Raw genomic sequence first — 17,679 nt, 5'->3', positions numbered from 1 at the left:
GGAGACGGGGTATCAACATATCTGGCGTTGATTTTTGGCACGCTGTTGAGTTCTCAAGGAACGGTCGCTTCCTTCGTACTCACCCTCTCGGGCTTCCTCCGGGCGCTTCCCTTCGGTGTCTCCGACTCTATCAGACCCTCTCGGCGTCCGATTCCCGGTCGGCGGAATTGTCTGCCGGCCTTCGGCTTTTCGCCTCCGGCCTTTCGACGTTCACTACGTTAGCCGATTCCCTCCGCGACTCATAATCGAGTCAGCGAGTTCGAATTCGAGCGCGCGGGCGCGCCGGAATCGACCCCGGCGAAGGGGTGGAGCTAGGTAGTGGGTTGGCCGCTCCGGCTGCAGGCGATCGCCGTACCCGGTTCAGCGGCTCGGGATACATTACGCAGCCCCGGCGGCCGAGTCAACTTCGTCGGCGCCTCGGCACGTGGGCCCGGTACGGGCTCACCGTCGGGTCGTCCGCGACCCAGTACCGCCACGGGTGGAGGTCCCCGTCCCCGCCCTCGCCGGCGACTCCGGTGCGCGGGCCGCTGCGCACCTGGTCGGCCGGGACCGGCGTACCGCTCAGCATCCTCAGCGGTGTCTCCCCGAAGGCGCACGCGTCCGTGCCGTTCAGGGCCCGGTCGACGGCCAGCGCCGTCGCCAGCCGGGCCGGTCCCTTGGCCAGTTCCTTGTCGTTGCGGGCCGACAGCCGGCGCCTGCGGGCCAGTTCAGCGCCCTCCACGACCTCGCCGGCGCGCAGCAGCACGGCGCTCGCCCGCCCCTCGGGTCCGCAGACGAGGTTCATGCAGTGCCACATGCCGTAGGTGAAGTAGACGTACACATGTCCGGGAGGACCGAACATCACCTCGTTGCGGGCGGTGCGGCCGCGGTAGGCGTGCGAGCCGGGGTCGTTCGGGCCGTCGTACGCCTCCACCTCGGTGAGGCGCACGGCGATCGGGCCGTCGGGGGTCTCCCGGACCAGGACGCGGCCGAGGAGGTCCTGCGCGACCTCCAGGACCGGGCGGTCGAAGAAGTCGCGGGGCAATGGCGTACGGTCCGGGGGCGCGATCATGCTCTCCGAGGGTAGCCCAGATGGGACGCCGCACCGGCGGAACCGGTCGCGGGCTGATCGCGTTGGTACGGGTCGAGGGTCCATTCGTCAAGGGAGAGTCATGGCGTTCAAGAAGCTGCTCGCGAGCCTCGGTGCCGGCGGGGCGTCGGTCGAGACGGTGCTGACCGAGGTCAACGTCGTACCGGGCGGTGTCGTCCAGGGCGAGGTGCGGATCCAGGGCGGGTCTGTGAACCAGAACATCGAGGGGCTGTCGGTCGGTCTGCAGGCCAAGGTCGAGGTGGAGAACGGCGACCAGGAGTACAAGCAGGACATCGAGTTCACCAAGGTGCGGCTCGGCGGCGCGTTCGAGCTGCAGGCCGGCGCGGTGCACGCGGTGCCGTTCGGGCTGGAGATCCCCTGGGAGACGCCGGTCACGATGATCGACGGGCAGGCGCTGCGCGGGATGAACATCGGGGTGACCACCGAGCTGGCGATCGCACGGGCCGTGGACTCCGGCGACCTGGACCCGATCAACGTGCACCCGCTGCCGGCGCAGAAGGCGATCCTGGACGCGTTCATCCAGCTCGGCTTCCGGTTCAAGAACGCGGACCTGGAGCGCGGCCACATCCGGGGCACGCGGCAGAAGCTGCCGTTCTACCAGGAGATCGAGTTCCTCCCGCCGTCGCAGTACCGGGGTCTGAACCAGGTCGAGCTGAGCTTCGTGGCGGACGAGCACGCGATGGACGTCGTGCTGGAGATGGACAAGAGGCCGGGTCTGTTCAGCGAGGGCTCGGACACCTACCGCTCCTTCCAGGTGGGTCTGAACGACTGGCAGGGGACCGACTGGGCGGCTTACCTCAACCAGTGGCTGTCCGAGGTCGGCAGCAAGCGCAACTGGTTCTAGGCTCGGGAACTGCTGGTTCCAGATCATCGATCAGGAGGTACCGAGGTGACCGAGCTCAAGCGGCGGCCGCTCCCCCACGACTTCCATCCCCCCGTGCCGTCGTTCACGGTGACGAGCGAGGACATCGAGGAGGGCGCGACGCTCAAGGCCGCCCAGGTGCACGCGGAGGGCAACACCTCCCCGCAGCTGCGCTGGGAGGGCTTCCCGCCGGAGACCAAGAGCTTCGCCGTGACGTGCTTCGACCCCGACGCGCCGACCGGCAGCGGGTTCTGGCACTGGGTCCTGTTCGACATCCCGGCCTCGGTGACGGAACTGCCGGCGGGTGCGGGCAGCGGGAAGTTCGAAGGGCTGCCGGCGGGCGCCGTGCACGCGCGGAACGACTACGGGACGAAGGACTTCGGGGGCGCCGCGCCGCCGCCCGGGGACGGCCCGCACCGGTACGTCTTCACGGTGTACGCGGTGGACCAGGAGAAGCTGGGCCCCGACGCGGACGCCTCGCCGGCCGTCGTCGGCTTCAACCTGCGGTTCCACACGCTCGCGCGCGCCCAGCTGATCGGCGAGTACGAGAACCCCGGCAGGGGCTGACCGCACCGCTTCGTCTCAGCCGGGCGTTCACGGAACGTTTGCCCGCCTCCGGTCTTGGAAGTGATCGGAGGCGGGCAGTTTTTTATTGCGTTGTCCATCTCGGCGTGCCCGTCCAGAGTTGATCCGAGCCCGCCGGGGGGTGGGCCGGTGCGCACGGGAGGTGGGCTGGATGCGGGACACGTTGGTCCTGAACGCGAGCTTCGAGCCGCTGTCGACGGTGACGGTGAACCGAGCCGTGGTCCTGGTGCTGCAGGACAAGGCCGTGGTGGAGCAGGCCCATCCCGAGCTGCGCATGCGCGGTGCCGATGTGGACATACCGGCGCCCCGGGTGATCAGGTTGTGCCGGTACGTACGGGTGCCGTTCCGAAGACGTGCTCCGTGGTCGCGGCGGGGTGTGCTGGTCCGGGACCGGCACCGGTGCGCGTACTGCGGGCGGCGGGCGACGACCGTGGACCACGTGGTGCCGCGGTCGCAGGGCGGGCAGGACACCTGGCTGAACACGGTGGCCGCCTGTGCGGAGGACAACCACCGGAAAGCCGACCGGACCCCCGAGGAGGCCGGGATGGCTCTGCTGCGGGAGCCCTTCGAGCCGACTCCGGCGGACGCGATGCTGCTGGCCCTGGGGCAGGACGACCTCGCCGCGCTTCCCGAGTGGCTGGCCCGGGAAGCGGCCTAGGGGTCGGCCGCCGGTGCGGTTCCCGCGGGGCGCGCGGGACCGCCCCGGCGGCCGTGCGGGACGGTCAGTCGATGGTCGGCTTCTCGCGGCGTTCCGTCGCCGTGCCCTTGTGCTGCGGCGGGACGGCGTTGCCGCCGCCGTTGCCCTGGCCGCCGCCGCCCAGAGGGCCGAAGTTGCCCATCGCGCCGGACAGGCCCTTGAGGGCGTCGCCGATCTCGCTGGGGACGATCCACAGCTTGTTGGCGTCGCCCTCGGCGATCTTCGGGAGCATCTGGAGGTACTGGTACGACAGGAGCTTCTGGTCGGGGTCGCCGGCGTGGATGGCCTCGAAGACCGTGCGGACGGCCTGGGCCTCGCCCTCGGCGCGCAGGGCGGCCGCCTTGGCCTCGCCCTCGGCGCGCAGGATCTGGGACTGCTTCTCGCCCTCCGCGGTGAGGATGGCGGCCTGGCGCGTGCCCTCCGCGGTGAGGATGGCGGCGCGCTTGTCCCGGTCGGCGCGCATCTGCTTCTCCATCGAGTCCTGGATGGAGGTGGGCGGCTCGATGGCCTTCAGCTCGACGCGGTTGACGCGGATGCCCCACTTGCCGGTGGCCTCGTCGAGGACGCCGCGCAGGGCCGCGTTGATCTCCTCGCGGGAGGTCAGGGTGCGCTCCAGATCCATGCCGCCGATGATGTTGCGCAGCGTGGTGACGGTGAGCTGCTCGATCGCCTGGATGTAGCTGGCTACCTCGTAGGTGGCGGCCCGGGCGTCGGTGACCTGGTAGTAGATGACCGTGTCGATGTTCACGACCAGGTTGTCCTGGGTGATCACCGGCTGCGGCGGGAACGGCACGACCTGTTCTCGCAGGTCGATGCGGTTGCGGATGGTGTCGATGAACGGGACCACGATGTTCAGGCCCGCGTTCAGCGTCCGCGTGTAGCGGCCGAAGCGCTCGACGATGGCGGCGCTGGCCTGTGGGATGACTTGGATGGTCTTGATCAGGGCGATGAAGACCAACACCACCAGGATGATCAAGACGATGATGACCGGTTCCATCGTCGTTTCCCCGTACCCTTCTCCGCCTTGGCGCCTACGGCAGATCTCATGACTGTTGAGGATCTTGCTGGTCGAGTCTGACAGACCGTCGGGCGACGCGTGCGTCGTTCTCGGTGAGTCGTCCTCAGATGACGATCGCGGTGGCTCCTTCGATGTCCACGACGTCCACCTCCTGGCCGACTTCGTAGGCGCGGCCGGTGTCGAGCGCGCGGGCCGACCAGATCTCTCCGGCGAGCTTGATACGGCCTCCGGAACCGTCGACCCGTTCCAGTACCACGGCTTGTCTGCCCTTCAGCGCCTCGATGCCGGTGGCGAGTCGGGGGCGCTGCCGGCCGTGCCGGGCCGCGATGGGCCGGACGACGGCGATGAGGGCGACGGAGACGACGACGAACGTCAGGACCTGCATCACGGCGTCGAAGCCGAGGGCGGAGACGACCGCCGCGGCGACGGCTCCCACCGCGAGCATGCCGAACTCCGGCATCGCGGTGACCACGAGCGGGATTCCCAGCGCCGCCGCGCCGACGAGCCACCACACCCATGCGTCGATGTCGTTCACATGGTCATGGTAGGACCGCGGCCGGGCGGCGGACAGGGCGCGAAAGGGGGCGGAGCGGGCCGGGGGCCGGGTCAGGACAGGGGCAGGCCCTGGGCGGTCCAGCGGTCGCCGACCTGCTCGACGACGAGCGGGAGGCCGAAGCAGAGGGAGAGGTTGCGGCTGGTCAGCTCAAGCTCGATGGGGCCGGCGGCGAGGACCTTGCCCTGGCGGATCATGAGGACGTGGGTGAAGCCGGGCGCGATCTCCTCGACGTGGTGCGTGACCATGATCATCGAGGGGGCGATGGGGTCGCGGGCGAGCCGGCCGAGGCGGCGGACCAGGTCCTCGCGGCCGCCGAGGTCGAGGCCGGCGGCGGGTTCGTCCAGCAGGAGCAGCTCGGGGTCGGTCATCAGGGCGCGGGCGATCAGGGTGCGCTTGCGCTCGCCCTCCGAGAGGGTGCCGAACCTGCGGTCGAGGTAGTCGCTCATGCCGAGGCGGTCGAGGAACGCGCGGGCGCGCTGCTCGTCGATCTCCTCGTACTCCTCCTGCCAGCCGGCGGTCATGCCGTACGCGGCGGTGAGGACCGTCTGCAGGACCGTCTGGCGCTTGGGGAGCTTGTCGGCCATCGCGATGCCGGCCATGCCGATGCGGGGGCGCAGCTCGAAGACGTCGGTGCCGGGCCTGCCGAGGGTCTCGCCGAGGATGGTGGCGGTGCCCTTGCTGGGATAGAGGTAGCTGGAGGCGACGTTCAGGAGAGTGGTCTTGCCGGCGCCGTTGGGGCCGAGGATGACCCAGCGCTCGCCCTCCTTCACCGACCAGGAGACCTGGTCCACCAGAGCCCGGCCCTCACGGACCACGGATACGTCCTGAAGCTCCAGAACATCGCTCATGAGCGTGTTGTCTCCCCTTGCAGTGTGGCCGGTCTCGGCTGTCGCGTACGCCTGTGGCTCGGTCCGCCGCGCCGGTGGGCGCAGCCCTTATGAAATCTACGCCACCGGTGCCCCGCAGCATTCCATCGGTCCGGTCCTTAGGGTGGGGGCATGCTCTCGGAACCGCGTTCAGGACGCCTCGCCGCTTGGGGCAACGCCCTCTTGGCCGGACTTGTCTCCCCCGACGACGCCGTACTCGCCATCGTGGGGGGCGACGCGGTGCACCGGGTGGAGGGGCTGCCGGGCGAGTCCGCGCCGGTCGGGCTGACGCTCGCGCTGGGGCGGCTGCGCGCGCTGCGGGTGACCGGGCTGCGGGTGGCGCTGCCCGCGCCGGGGCATCCGCTGGGGCTGAGCGGGCCGGCGGACTTCAATGCGCGGGCGATCGAGGCCGAGGAGGCGGTGGTCTGCCACGGCGCCGCGTTCGGGCTGGTGCCCGAGGTGTCCGAGGCGGGGCCCCGGGGTGATGTGCACACCGAGGTGGTGTGGCGTGTGCTGCCGGTGCGGGAGGCGCCGCCCGCGGACGTGCCGTCGCTGGGTGAGGCCGAGCGGGAGCTGGCCCAGGCGCTGCGGGACGCGACCGAGGTGCTGTCGAGGCTGGACGTGGCCGGGTCGGGCCCGGTGGCGGAGGCGGCGGTCGAGGCGTACCGGGCGCGGGCCGAGCGGAGCCGGGAGGTGCTGGCGCCGGGCTACCCGCCGCGTGCGGCACGGGTGTTGGAGATGGCGCAGCGGGTGCGGCTGCTGGTGTCGCTCGCGTACGGCAGCGGGCACGGGGGCGCGGTCAGTTCCGCCGAGATGGCGGCGCGGTCGCAGGCGCTGAGGCCGGTCGAGCGGACGGCCCGGCGGGCGCAGGTGGCGGCGTACAACGCCGTGGTGGAGGAGAGGGAGCGGGGAGCCCGGTGATCCGGCGGCCGGCGCCACGGCGGCGGACCTCCCGGCGGGACCGGGGGGCCGCGGCGGCCGTGGCGGCCGTGGCGGCGCCGTGCTCCGGCTGCCGTGTGCGGACGGCGGTTCAGCCGGCCACGCCGTGGCGTACGGCCCACAGCGCGGCCTGGGTGCGGTCGGCCAGGTCGAGTTTCATCAGGATGTTGGAGACGTGCGTCTTGACGGTCTTCTCGGACAGCACGAGGGCGCGGGCGATCTCCCGGTTGGAGCGGCCGTCCGCTATCAGGCCGAGCACCTCGCGCTCCCGTTCGGTCAGGGAGCTTCCCCTGCCCTGGCCGCCACCGGCCTCCTCCTGGGAGAGGAGGGCGCCGGCGACCTCGGGCTGGAGCAGGATGTGCCCGGCGTGCACGGAGCGGATGGCGCCGGCCAGCGCGTCGGGGTCCACGTCCTTGTAGACGTATCCGGCGGCGCCGGCGCGCAGGGCCGGGACGACCGTGCGCTGCTCGGTGAAGCTGGTGACGATGAGCACGCGCGCGGGGTTGTCGAGTTCGCGCAGGCGGCGCAGGGCGTCGATGCCGTCCATGCCCGGCATCTTGATGTCCATGAGGACGATGTCGGGCCGCAGTTCCTCGGCGCGGGCGACTCCTTCGGCGCCGTCGGCGGCCTCGCCGACGACCTCTATGTCGTCCTGGACCTCCAGGAAGGTGCGCAGGCCCCGGCGGACGACCTGGTGGTCGTCGACGAGCAGCACCCTGATCGGTTCACCCACCGGGTACCTCCATCTCGATCGTGGTGCCCTTGCCGGGCGCCGATTCCACGGTCAGCGTGCCGCCGACCCCGCTCGCCCGGTCCCGCATCGACACCAGACCGAGGTGGCGGCCGGCGCGGCGGACCGCCGTCGGGTCGAAGCCGCAGCCGTCGTCGGCGACGCGCAGGACGGCTCCGCAGCCGCGCCGCTCCACGCTCACGTCGACACGGCCGGCGCCGGAGTGGCGCAGGGCGTTGTGCAGGGCCTCCTGGGCGACCCTGAGCAGGGCCTCCTCCTGGGCGGCGGGCAGTGCGCGGAAGCCGTTGCTGGTGAACGTCACGCGCGCGGTGTGGGCGCGGTCGAGGACCTGGACCTGGGTGCGCAGGGTGGCGACCAGTCCGTCCTCGTCCAGTGCGGCGGGCCGCAACTCCACGACGGCGGCGCGCAGTTCGTCGGCGGCCTCCGCGGCGAGCGCCGCGACCCGGTGCAGTTCGTCCTTGGCGCGGGCGGGGTCGCGGTCGACGAGTGCGGCGGCCGCCTGAGCGGTCAGGCGCAGGGAGAAGAGCTTCTGGCTGACCGCGTCGTGCAGTTCGTGGGCGAGCCGGGAGCGTTCCTCGGCGATGGTCAGTTCGCGGCTGCGTTCGTAGAGCCGGGCGTTGGTGAGGGCGATGGCGGCGTGCTGGGCGAGGATGCCGAGCAGTTCCTCGTCCTGCGCGGTGAAGCCGCAGCCGCCTTCCGGCCTGGAGCAGTTCTTGTTGGCCAGGAACAGCGCGCCGATGACCTCGTCGCCGTCGCGGACGGGCAGGCCCAGGAAGTCGGCCAGCTCGGGGTGGGCGGACGGCCAGCCCTCGAAGCGGGGGTCCTTGCGCACGTCGGCGAGGCGCTCGGCCTTCGCCTCGCGCAGCATCGCGGCGAGGATGCCGTGCTGGCGCGGGAGCGGGCCGATGGCCCGCCACTGTTCGTCGCTGACGCCGTCCACGACGAACTGGGCGAAGCCCCCGTGGTCGTCGGGGACGCCGAGCGCGGCGTACTGGGCGTCGAGCAGCTCGCGGGCGGAGGCGACGATCGTCTTGAGGACGTCGCGCACCTCCAGGTGCCTGCTCATGGCGAGCAGCGCGGAGCTCACCGCCGCGATGCCGGACCGGGGACCTCGACTCATGTGCTCACGGTACCGGCGGGGAGCGGCAGCGCGGATCGGCCCCGCGGCGGGCCCGGCCCCGGCCCGCGGGCCCAGGGCCGGTGACGTAGGTCCCGGTGGCGGAGGCGGAGGGGGTGCCCGTGCCGTGCGGCGTCGGGGGCGACCCTCTCGCGCGTGCGCGCGTGCGCCCGCCTCGGGAGTGCGGTGACGCCGTCCGCAAGGCGGTGCGCCGCTGCCCGGCCGCCTGAGGGCCGGGGAATGGCGCGGGCTGGTGTGGGTACGGGGATCCGGTGGGCCGGCCCACCCGGCTGCGCGAGCCGGGCGGCGACCGTGCCGCCCTCCGGGGAGACAGTTCACGCAGAGCGTTGCGGCGGCAACTCCAGGTGAGGCGGCACCGGCTCCGGTGTGAGCCCGAGCATAGGGCGTACGTCACGTACGACGGGACATAGGAGATGAACCGCCCCGCATGAACGGGACAGACGACCCTGTCTGTCCCGTTTTGCCCTTCCCTGATCCACTACTCCGGATCGTACGTCACATCATTGCCTGGGTGTTTTGCGCCCGCTAAGAATTGCTCCGTCGCTCAGCGCCGCGGGTTCCGCTCGCGGCGTTCGTGCGGGAGGAGCCGATTCCCCCGGCGGACGCAGGAGCGACCTCCGCGCTATCGAAGAGGTCCATCAGCCATGCCCAAGAACATCCTCGACCGTGCCCGCAGTCGTGTCCTGACCAGGCAGCACAGGATCGCCGTCGCCGGCGTCGCCGCTCTCGGCACCGCCGCCCTCGCCTTCTCGGCCGTCCCCGGCGACACCGGGACCGTGACCACCGGCGCCACCGCCGCCACGACGCAGGTCGCCGCCGGCACCGCCCTGCAGAACGTCAAGGGCACCGTCACCGACCAGCTCGCCTCCGAGAACGTCAAGCTCGACACCTTCGCGGCGCAGAAGAAGGCCGCCGACGAGGCCGTCGCCAAGAAGGCCGCCGAGGCCGCGGCGAAGCGGAAGGCCGCGGCCGAGGCCGCCGCGAAGAGGGCCGCCGCCGCTGCCGCCGCCAAGAAGGCCGCGCAGGAGCGCGCCGCGAAGAAGGCCGCCCAGGAGCGCGCAGCCAAGGCCGCCGCCAACCGCTCCGTGCAGCGTCCGCGGATGCAGCCGGTCGCCGCGAAGACGTACGCCGACAACCTGGACGGCTGGATCCGGGAGGCCCTGGACATCATGAGGGCCAAGGGCATCCCCGGCAGCTACAGCGGCCTGCACCGCAACATCATGCGTGAGTCCTCCGGCAACCCGAACGCCATCAACAACTGGGACATCAACGCGATCAACGGCATCCCGTCCAAGGGCCTGCTCCAGGTGATCCCGCCGACCTTCCAGGCGTACCACGTCCCCGGCACGTCCTGGAACATCTACGACCCGGTCGCCAACATCACCGCCGCCGCCAACTACGCGGCGCACCGGTACGGCTCGATCGACAACGTCAACAGCGCGTACTGAGGCCTGGCGCGGGACCTCAGCGACATGACGCCGAAGGGCGGCCCCCCGGTCCGGGGGGCCGCCCTTCGCGTCGTCCGGTCGCGGCTACTTGCGCATGACCTCCGGCTCGTGGCGGCGCAGGAAGCGGGCCACGAGGAAACCGCAGAGCGCGCCGAGCGCGATCAGCGCGGTCATGTCCAGGGCCCAGGCCGAGGCAGCGTGGTCCCACAGCGGGTCGGTGCTGCCCGGGTCGTCGTTGTTCGGGGCGATGTCGTTGAAGTCCAGCGTGGTGCCGGCCGCGGCCACCGCCCAGCGCGACGGCATCAGGTACGAGAACTCGTTGACGCCGGGCGTGCCGTGCAGGGTGAAGAGGCAGCCGGTGAAGACGACCTGGACGATCGCGAACATCACGAGCAGCGGCATGGTCTTCTCGGCGGTCCTGACCAGCGACGAGATCACCAGGCCGACCATCATCGAGGTGAAGCCCAGCGCCATGACCGGCAGGCACAGCTCGAGCAGCGTCGAGCCGCCGAGGACGAGTCCCTCCGCGGGGATCTCCCGGCTGGCGAAGCCGATCACGCCGACCAGCAGGCCCTGCAGAACCGTGACCGCGCCGAGCACGACCACCTTCGACATCAGGTACGCCGAGCGGGACAGGCCGGTCGCCCGCTCCCGCTCGTAGATCACGCGTTCCTTGATCAGCTCGCGGACCGAGTTCGCCGCGCCCGCGAAGCACGCGCCGACCGCGAGGATCAGCAGGACGGTGGTGGCGGTGCCGTTGGGGACGTGGGCGCCGGTCCGGGGGTTGATCGCCTCGTTGACCAGCAGCCCGCGGTCGTGGTCGATCAGCAGGCTGACGGCGCCGAGGACCGCCGGCAGGATCACCGTCAGCGCCAGGAAGCCCTTGTCGGAGACGATGACCGCGACGTAGCGCCGGACCAGGGTCATCAGCTGCGAGCCCCAGCTCTGCGGCTTGGGCGGCTTGACGGCCTGCGGCGGCGGCAGGTGTACGGACTGCGGCGCGACGGCGTCGATGTCCGCGGCGTACATCTGGTAGTGCTGCGAGCTCTTCCAGCGGCCCGCCCAGTCGTAGTCGCGGTAGTTCTCGAAGGCGGAGAACACATCGGCCCAGCTGTCGTAGCCGAAGAAGTTCAGCGCCTCCTCCGGCGGGCCGAAGTAGGCGACCGCGCCGCCCGGCGCCATCACCAGCAGCTTGTCGCACAGCGCCAGCTCGGCCACCGAGTGGGTGACGACGAGGACCGTGCGGCCGTCGTCGGCGAGGCCGCGCAGCAGTTGCATGACATCGCGGTCCATGCCCGGGTCGAGACCGGAGGTCGGCTCGTCCAGGAAGATCAGCGACGGCTTGGTGAGCAGTTCCAGGGCCACCGAGACGCGCTTGCGCTGGCCGCCGGACAGGGAGGTGACCTTCTTGTCCTTGTGTATGTCGAGCTTCAGTTCGCGCAGCACCTCGTCGATGCGGGCGTCGCGCTCCTGCGCGGTGGTGTCGGCCGGGAAGCGCAGCTTGGCCGCGTACTTGAGGGCCTTCTTGACGCTCAGTTCCTTGTGCAGGATGTCGTCCTGCGGGACCAGGCCGATGCGCTGGCGCAGCTCGGCGAACTGCTTGTACAGGTCCCGGTTGTCGTACAGCACCGCGCCCTCGTTGGCCGGCCGGTAGCCGGTGAGCGCCTTGAGCAGGGTGGACTTGCCGGAGCCGGACGGGCCGATGACCGCGATGAGCGACTTCTCGGGGACTCCGAAGGAGACGTCCTTGAGGATCTGCTTGCCGCCGTCGACCGTGACGGTCAGGTGGCGCGCGGAGAAGGAGACCTCACCGGTGTCGACGAACTCCTCGAGACGGTCGCCGACGATACGGAAGGCGGAGTGGCCGACGCCGACGATGTCGGTGGGGCCGAGCAGCGCCGATCCGCCCTTGGCGATCGGCTGGCCGTTGACGAAGGTGCCGTTGTGCGAGCCGAGGTCGCGGATCTCGAAGCGGCCGTCGGGCGTGGCGTGGAACTCGGCGTGGTGCCGGGAGACCTGCAGGTCGGAGACGACGAGGTCGTTCTCCAGGCTACGGCCTATGCGCATCACCCGGCCGAGCGAGAACTCGTGGAACGTGGTGGGGCTGCGGTCGCCGTGCACCGGCGGCGCCCCCGCGTCGCCACCGGGCGTCTGCGGCATGTACGGCTCGCCGGTCCCGGCCTGCTGGTGCGGGACCGCGGACCCCTGCTGCCACCCCTGCTGGGGAGGCTGCTGCTGCACCGGCGCCTGGTGGGGCACGGGCTGCTGAGGTGCGGGCGCCTGCTGCGGGGCCTGCTGGGGCCAGCCGGGCGCGCCGGCGGCCGCGTACGGCGCCGGCTGCGCGTGCTGCGCCGGGCCGCCGGCCGGGGCCGCGGCGGCGGACAGGTTCACCTGCGGTCCGTCGGTCGCGTTGCCGAGGTGCAGCGACGAACCGGGGCCGACCTCCAGGTGCTGGATCCGCCGGCCCTGCAGATACGTGCCGTTGGTGCTGCCGTGGTCCTCGACGACCCAGCTGCGGCCGTTGAAACTGACCGTGGCGTGCCGCCAGGACACCCTGGCGTCGTCGAAGACGATGTCCCCCTGCGGATCGCGTCCGAGGGTGTAAGTCCTGGACGGATCCAGCGTCCAGGTACGTCCGTGTGTTTCGAGTACGAGTTCCGGCACTCCATGCCCCACTGAGTTGTCCCCCGAGTTACCCCCGTCGCGGGGAGTCTAGGGATGTCGAACATCGTGGGGAACTATTCCAGGCCCGCTCCTCTGACCGAAACCCGGGCCTTGCCGAGGGCGCCCTCTTGCGCTTCGCCCCGCCCCGTCGGCGGGGTTGAAAACGGGCCGGAGAGTGGTATTCCCCCCGCCGTACGCCGTTGCCCCGGAGGCAGAAAGGGACGTCCGGGCTCACTGTGCCCCGTGACGGCGGCCGTTGCGGTGCCCGTGTGCGGGCGGTCCGGACACGCCGTCCGGCGGTGCGTCCGCTCCCGGACCCCAAGGCGTCGAGGCACGCACCGCCGTCGAGTTCGCGCCACCGGGCGTGACCCCGGACGCCTCCCTGCCGCTGACGCCGCTGTCCTCACGGCCACTACGGTCCACAGCCCGTGCGCGGGAACGGAGTTGGGCTCGTCATCCGCCAACTCCCCGCCGGGGCAGGCACGTCGGCTGTCTGCGGGAAATCACGCGAATCCCGGGCGACGCGACGCGCACCGCCCCACCGCCGGGCCGCTCCACGCTCCGCGCTCCTCGCTCCTCCCCCGCCGCCGCGGAACCGTCCGGTGCGCGGGCGTCCGGTGCGCGGGCGTCCGGTGCGCGGGCGTCCGGTGCGGCGGACGGGTGGGCGCGCGCCGGGGCCGCCGGAGGAGGGTCTGTGCCCGCGGTCCGGGCCGAGGCCCGGGGTGAGGCGGCCACGGGACGACTGGCACGACCACCGGCCGGCACACGCGGGACACCGGGCCAACCGCTGCGCGGGCCTTCCGTCCGCGGCGCACCGGGCGCCTCACGGCACGGACCGGGTCGCGCGCGCCCGCAGGCCGGCGCCGTCCCCGGCGGCAACGTCCGGACACCGGTCGGACACCCGCTGTTCGGTGTCCGTCAGGCGGACCTCGGCGGCGGAAGGCGCCGCGTGCCGGATACGGTGGTGACACCATGAGCGCTTCGCAGACCCCCGCCTCGCAGACCTCCGAGGCCCCCACTCTCCTCGTCAAGATATTCGGCAAGGACAGGCCGGGCATCACGGCGGGCCTCTTCGACACCCTCGCCGCCTTCCTCGTCGACGTGGTCGACATCGAGCAGGTCGTCACCCGGGGCCGCCTGGTGCTGTGCGCGCTGGTGACGCAGCCGCCGGCCGGTCTGGAGGGCGACCTGCGGGCCACCGTGCACAGCTGGGCCGAGTCGATGAAGATGCAGGCGGAGATCATCTCCGGGCACGGCGACAACCGTCCGCGCGGTCTCGGGCGCTCCCTGGTGACCGTCCTCGGTCATCCGCTGACCGCCGAGTCGACGGCCGCGATCGCCTCCCGGATCGCGAAGGCCGGCGGCAACATCGACCGCATCTTCCGGCTGGCGAAGTACCCGGTGACGGCCGTGGAGTTCGCCGTCTCCGGGGTGGAGACGGAGCCGCTGCGCACCGCCCTCGCCTCGGACGCGGCGGCGCTGGGTGTGGACATCGCGGTGGTCGCCGCGGGCCTGCACCGGCGGGCGCAGCGGCTGGTCGTCATGGACGTGGACTCGACCCTGATCCAGGACGAGGTCATCGAGCTGTTCGCCGCGCACGCCGGCTGTGAGGACAAGGTCGCCGAGGTGACGGCGGCGGCGATGCGCGGGGAGCTGGACTTCGAGCAGTCGCTGCACGCGCGCGTGGCGCTGCTGGAGGGGCTGGACGCGTCGGTGGTGGAGAAGGTGCGCGACGAGGTCCGGCTGACGCCGGGCGCGCGCACCCTGATCCGCACCCTGAAGCGGCTCGGCTACCAGGTCGGCGTCGTCTCCGGCGGCTTCACGCAGGTCACGGACGACCTGAAGGAGCGGCTGGGGCTGGACTTCGCGCAGGCCAACACCCTGGAGATCGTCGACGGGAAGCTGACCGGCCGGGTCACCGGAGAGATCGTGGACCGGGCGGGCAAGGCGCGGCTGCTGCGCCGGTTCGCCGCGGAGGCCGGGGTCCCGCTGTCGCAGACCGTGGCGATCGGCGACGGCGCGAACGACCTGGACATGCTGAACGCCGCCGGTCTGGGCGTGGCCTTCAACGCCAAGCCCGTGGTGCGACAGGCCGCGCACACCGCGGTGAACGTCCCCTTCCTGGACACGGTCCTGTACCTCCTCGGCATCACGCGCGAAGAGGTCGAGACGGCCGACACCCACGACGACGAGGCTGAGCTGGGACAGGGCTCCCCGCGCTGAGCCGGCAGGTCCCAGGGGCCGGGCCGGCTTCCTCCGGCCGAGCCCGTCGGCAGCGGGGCCGGACAGGCTCGGGGCCGTACAGGCTCCCACGGGCCTGCCCCACCACCGGCGGGCGCCGGCCGCCCGGCGGGCCCCACGTGCCCGCCCCTGGAGGGACCGCCGGCCAGGCGGTGCCGTGCCCCTGCCCGAAGGGGCACGGCGTCCTGAGCGGCGGCGGGCCCGTCGGCGTCCTGTGCCGGCCGGAGGCGTCGGGTACGGGTCACTCGGAGGGGGCCCAGTAGTCCATGAGTGTGGCCACGCCCGGCTCCACGCTCTTCCAGGGGCCGTCGAAGGTCAGCAGGGCGAAACCGGCGGCGGGGAAACCCCGGCGGTTCATCCGCTCGCGGGCCTCGTCCTCCGCGGCGCCCGCCAGGATGTCGGCCAGGCCGTGCACGCCCGGGTTGTGGCCGATCAGGATCACGTTCCGCACGTCGTCCGGGAGCTCGTTGAGCACGGCGATCAGCTCGCCGGGCGAGGCCTCGTAGATCCGCTCCTCGTAGACGGTCTTCGGCCGGTGGGCCAGCTCGTGGACGGCGAGCTTCCAGGTCTCGCGGGTCCGGGTCGCCGTGGAGCACAGGGCCAGGTCGAAGGTGATGCCGCTGTCGGACAGCTTCCGTCCGGCGACTGCGGCGTCCTTGCGGCCCCGCTCGGCGAGCGGGCGCTCGTGGTCGGCGACCTGGGGCCAGTCGGCCTTCGCGTGCCGGAAGAGGACGATCCTGCGGGGTTCTGCGACGCTCATGAAACCCAGCTTCGCATGAAACAGGCCACCCGGCGCAGGGAGTTGACATGCGCATTCGCCACGGAAGAGGGCTCCCCCGTCAGCGCGCCAGCAGCTGCTGGGCGCGCTCCAGGACACGCGCGATCGCCGGGTCGCCGCTCGCCGGGTCGCCGCTCGCCGCGTGGGCCTGCGTGGGGTCGATCATCAGCACGAACAGCGCGACGAACGCGAGGGCGGGCAGGGCGAGCGCCCACCAGGGCAGCCTGGTGTCGACGCCGCCCGTGGTCGCCGGGTGGGGCCGGGGGTGGGTGCGGGCCGGCATGGTCGCCTCCGTGGGTCTTCGAGCGGGTCCGTGACCGACGGGCCGCGGTCACCTCTCGAAACTACGGAATCCGGGCCCGGCCGCCCATCCGGAAGCCCACCCACTCGACCCTGACACTGGCCCCCTAGGGGATGGGGGGGCCAGCCCCACCCTCCACCGCGGCGGCCCTTCCCCGGGGCCGGCGGCACGCGCCCCGGCACGCCCGCCGGCGCGCCCCTCAGGGCGACGCGAGGGTCGCGACGACGGCGATGATCACGAAGATGGCGAAGAACGAGCCGAGGACGAGAAGCAGCTTCTTCTGGCCGTTTCGCGGGTTCGGGTCGAGCACAGGCTGCATGCGCCCAGTGTCGCACCCCGCTCTCCGCGCGGCGCCGCCGGGGCCGCCCGGCCGGGTCAGCGCGCCGCCTCGTCCTCCACGGTGCGGTCGCGGCCCGCGAAGTAGCCCACCGCCGTCTGCGGCACCATGAGGCCCGCCATGAGGGCGATCGGCAGCCCCCAGCCGCCGGTGTGCTGGTACAGCACGCCGACCAGCAGCGGGCCGGGGATGGAGATCAGATAGCCGGTGCTCTGCGCGAACGCGGACAGCTGGGCCACGCCCGGTCCGCTGCGGGCCCGCATGCCGACCATGGTGAGCGCCAGCGGGAAGGCGCAGTTGGCGATGCCGAGGAGCACCGCCCAGACCCAGGCGCCACCGGCCGGCGCCAGGTACAGCCCGGCGTATCCGGCGAGCCCGCTGAGGCCCAGGGCCAGCACGATCGGCCCCTGGTGGGGCAGCCGCACGGCGACGCGCGGGATGACGAAGGCCAGCGGCACGCCCATCACCATGGTGACGGCGAGCAGCAGGCCCGCGGTGCCCGCCGGGACGCCGGCGTCCCGGAAGATCTGCGCCATCCAGCCCATGGTGATGTAGGCGGCGGTGGCCTGCAGGCCGAAGAAGACGGCGAGGGCCCAGGCGGTGCGGCTGCGGGTGATGCGCAGCGGCGCGTGCCGCTCCGCCGTGCCGCGGGCCTGCGCCTGCGGCGCCGCCGGGGCGGCGCCGCGGTCCCGTGCGAGCGGCAGCCACGGCAGGACGGCGGCCGCGGCGACGGCGGCCCAGACGGCGAGGCCGGAGCGCCAGTCGCCGCCGAGGGCGCCGGTCAGCGGCACGGTGACGGCCGCGGCCAGGGAGGTGCCGAGGGCGAGGGCCATCGAGTACAGGCCGGTCATGGAGCCGACGCGGTCCGGGAACCAGCGCTTGACGATGACCGGCATCAGGACGTTGCTGACGGCGATGCCCATCAGGGCGAGCGCGCTGGCGGCCAGGAATCCGGCGGTGCCGCCGGCGTAGGGCCGTATCAGCAGGCCGGCGGTGATGGCGGCCATGCCGGCGCACACCACGGCGGCCGCTCCGAAGCGGCGGGCCAGGCGGGGCGCGGTGACCCCGAAGACGGCGAAGCACAGCGGCGGCACCGAGGTGAGCAGGCCGGCCACGCTGCCGCTCATCCCCAGCCCGTCGCGGACCTCCTCCAGGAGGGCGCCGAGGCTGGTGATGGCCGGGCGGAGGTTCAGCGCGGAGAGCACGATGCCGACGACGACCAGCCGGGCCGCCCACGCACGCCCGCGGCCCGCGCCGGGAGCCGCTTCGCGGGGGTCCGCCGCGGCGGACCCGTCGCCGCGCGGGGCCGCCGGTGTCGCCGGCGTCGCCGGTGTCGCCGTGCGGGTGTCCGTCGTGCCGGTGTCCGTTGTGCGGGTGTCCTCGGTCGCCATGCCCTCCATCATAGAAT

Annotated in this window: 17 protein-coding genes; 6 read left to right on the top strand and 11 right to left on the bottom strand. The window is 72.4% G+C overall.

Annotated elements, in window-relative coordinates:
• Window positions 1-400 precede the first annotated feature (400 nt).
• Window positions 401-1,051, bottom strand: a complete 651-nt coding sequence (locus ABZ261_RS14735) for a DNA-3-methyladenine glycosylase (protein WP_356859016.1) — start codon at window positions 1,049-1,051, stop codon at window positions 401-403.
• 100 nt (window positions 1,052-1,151) lie between these two features.
• On the opposite strand from ABZ261_RS14735, the gene ABZ261_RS14730 reads away from it, so the two are divergent.
• From ABZ261_RS14730 to ABZ261_RS14720, 3 genes are all read left to right on the top strand, one after another.
• Entirely contained in the window at window positions 1,152-1,934 is a 783-nt protein-coding gene (locus ABZ261_RS14730) for a sporulation protein (RefSeq protein ID WP_356859014.1), read from the top strand.
• A 45-nt stretch (window positions 1,935-1,979) separates the two neighbouring features.
• A complete protein-coding gene (locus ABZ261_RS14725) occupies window positions 1,980-2,519 on the top strand; it encodes a YbhB/YbcL family Raf kinase inhibitor-like protein (protein ID WP_356859012.1) in 540 nt (179 codons plus the stop codon).
• Window positions 2,520-2,688: 169 nt separating this feature from the next.
• Window positions 2,689-3,195, top strand: coding sequence for an HNH endonuclease (locus ABZ261_RS14720; RefSeq protein ID WP_356859010.1), 507 nt, complete (start codon window positions 2,689-2,691; stop codon window positions 3,193-3,195).
• A 64-nt stretch (window positions 3,196-3,259) separates the two neighbouring features.
• Here ABZ261_RS14720 and ABZ261_RS14715 read toward each other — a convergent pair whose 3' ends face one another.
• From ABZ261_RS14715 to ABZ261_RS14705, 3 genes are all read right to left on the bottom strand, one after another.
• Window positions 3,260-4,231 carry an SPFH domain-containing protein gene (locus tag ABZ261_RS14715; RefSeq protein WP_356859008.1) on the bottom strand — a complete coding sequence of 324 codons (972 nt, stop codon included), beginning with the start codon at window positions 4,229-4,231 and terminating at the stop codon, window positions 3,260-3,262.
• A gap of 124 nt (window positions 4,232-4,355) precedes the next feature.
• The gene (locus ABZ261_RS14710; protein WP_356859006.1) at window positions 4,356-4,787 is read right to left on the bottom strand and encodes an NfeD family protein; all 432 of its coding nucleotides are present in this window, start codon (window positions 4,785-4,787) and stop codon (window positions 4,356-4,358) included.
• Window positions 4,788-4,858: 71 nt separating this feature from the next.
• Window positions 4,859-5,656, bottom strand: a complete 798-nt coding sequence (locus ABZ261_RS14705; RefSeq protein WP_356859004.1) for an ABC transporter ATP-binding protein — start codon at window positions 5,654-5,656, stop codon at window positions 4,859-4,861.
• A gap of 150 nt (window positions 5,657-5,806) precedes the next feature.
• On the opposite strand from ABZ261_RS14705, the gene ABZ261_RS14700 reads away from it, so the two are divergent.
• Window positions 5,807-6,595 (top strand): hypothetical protein, encoded by a 789-nt coding sequence (locus ABZ261_RS14700; RefSeq protein WP_356859002.1) that lies wholly within the window; start codon window positions 5,807-5,809, stop codon window positions 6,593-6,595.
• A gap of 109 nt (window positions 6,596-6,704) precedes the next feature.
• On the opposite strand, the gene ABZ261_RS14695 is transcribed toward ABZ261_RS14700, so the two are convergent.
• Window positions 6,705-7,346, bottom strand: coding sequence for a response regulator transcription factor (locus tag ABZ261_RS14695; RefSeq protein WP_356859000.1), 642 nt, complete (start codon window positions 7,344-7,346; stop codon window positions 6,705-6,707).
• Window positions 7,339-8,484 (bottom strand): GAF domain-containing sensor histidine kinase, encoded by a 1,146-nt coding sequence (locus tag ABZ261_RS14690; protein ID WP_356858999.1) that lies wholly within the window; start codon window positions 8,482-8,484, stop codon window positions 7,339-7,341. The genes ABZ261_RS14695 and ABZ261_RS14690 overlap by 8 nt, the downstream gene beginning before the upstream one ends.
• A 662-nt stretch (window positions 8,485-9,146) precedes the next feature.
• Here ABZ261_RS14690 and ABZ261_RS14685 point away from each other — a divergent pair.
• Window positions 9,147-9,950 carry a transglycosylase SLT domain-containing protein gene (locus ABZ261_RS14685; protein WP_356858997.1) on the top strand — a complete coding sequence of 268 codons (804 nt, stop codon included), beginning with the start codon at window positions 9,147-9,149 and terminating at the stop codon, window positions 9,948-9,950.
• An 84-nt stretch (window positions 9,951-10,034) separates the two neighbouring features.
• Here ABZ261_RS14685 and ABZ261_RS14680 read toward each other — a convergent pair whose 3' ends face one another.
• Window positions 10,035-12,614, bottom strand: a complete 2,580-nt coding sequence (locus ABZ261_RS14680) for an FHA domain-containing protein (RefSeq protein WP_356858996.1) — start codon at window positions 12,612-12,614, stop codon at window positions 10,035-10,037.
• Window positions 12,615-13,586: 972 nt separating this feature from the next.
• Here ABZ261_RS14680 and serB point away from each other — a divergent pair.
• On the top strand, window positions 13,587-14,837 hold the full coding sequence (gene serB / locus ABZ261_RS14675; protein ID WP_356858994.1) for a phosphoserine phosphatase SerB: 1,251 nt from the start codon (window positions 13,587-13,589) through the stop codon (window positions 14,835-14,837).
• Window positions 14,838-15,096: 259 nt separating this feature from the next.
• On the opposite strand, the gene ABZ261_RS14670 is transcribed toward serB, so the two are convergent.
• The 4 genes from ABZ261_RS14670 to ABZ261_RS14655 all read right to left on the bottom strand — a co-directional run bounded on the left by ABZ261_RS14670 (window position 15,097) and on the right by ABZ261_RS14655 (window position 17,671).
• Window positions 15,097-15,615, bottom strand: a complete 519-nt coding sequence (locus ABZ261_RS14670) for a histidine phosphatase family protein (RefSeq protein WP_356858992.1) — start codon at window positions 15,613-15,615, stop codon at window positions 15,097-15,099.
• Between the two features lie 79 nt (window positions 15,616-15,694).
• The gene (locus tag ABZ261_RS14665; protein ID WP_356858990.1) at window positions 15,695-15,916 is read right to left on the bottom strand and encodes a hypothetical protein; all 222 of its coding nucleotides are present in this window, start codon (window positions 15,914-15,916) and stop codon (window positions 15,695-15,697) included.
• A gap of 217 nt (window positions 15,917-16,133) precedes the next feature.
• On the bottom strand, window positions 16,134-16,253 hold the full coding sequence (locus tag ABZ261_RS14660) for an SGM_5486 family transporter-associated protein (RefSeq protein WP_356858988.1): 120 nt from the start codon (window positions 16,251-16,253) through the stop codon (window positions 16,134-16,136).
• Between the two features lie 56 nt (window positions 16,254-16,309).
• Window positions 16,310-17,671 carry a CynX/NimT family MFS transporter gene (locus ABZ261_RS14655; protein ID WP_356858986.1) on the bottom strand — a complete coding sequence of 454 codons (1,362 nt, stop codon included), beginning with the start codon at window positions 17,669-17,671 and terminating at the stop codon, window positions 16,310-16,312.
• Window positions 17,672-17,679: the final 8 nt, after the last annotated feature.

This window comes from Streptomyces sp. NPDC006193 (genome assembly GCF_040613915.1).
Classification (GTDB): Bacteria; Actinomycetota; Actinomycetes; order Streptomycetales; family Streptomycetaceae; genus Streptomyces.
Note: the sequence above shows the minus strand (reverse complement) of the source record. Positions and strands in the feature narration are given on the sequence as shown.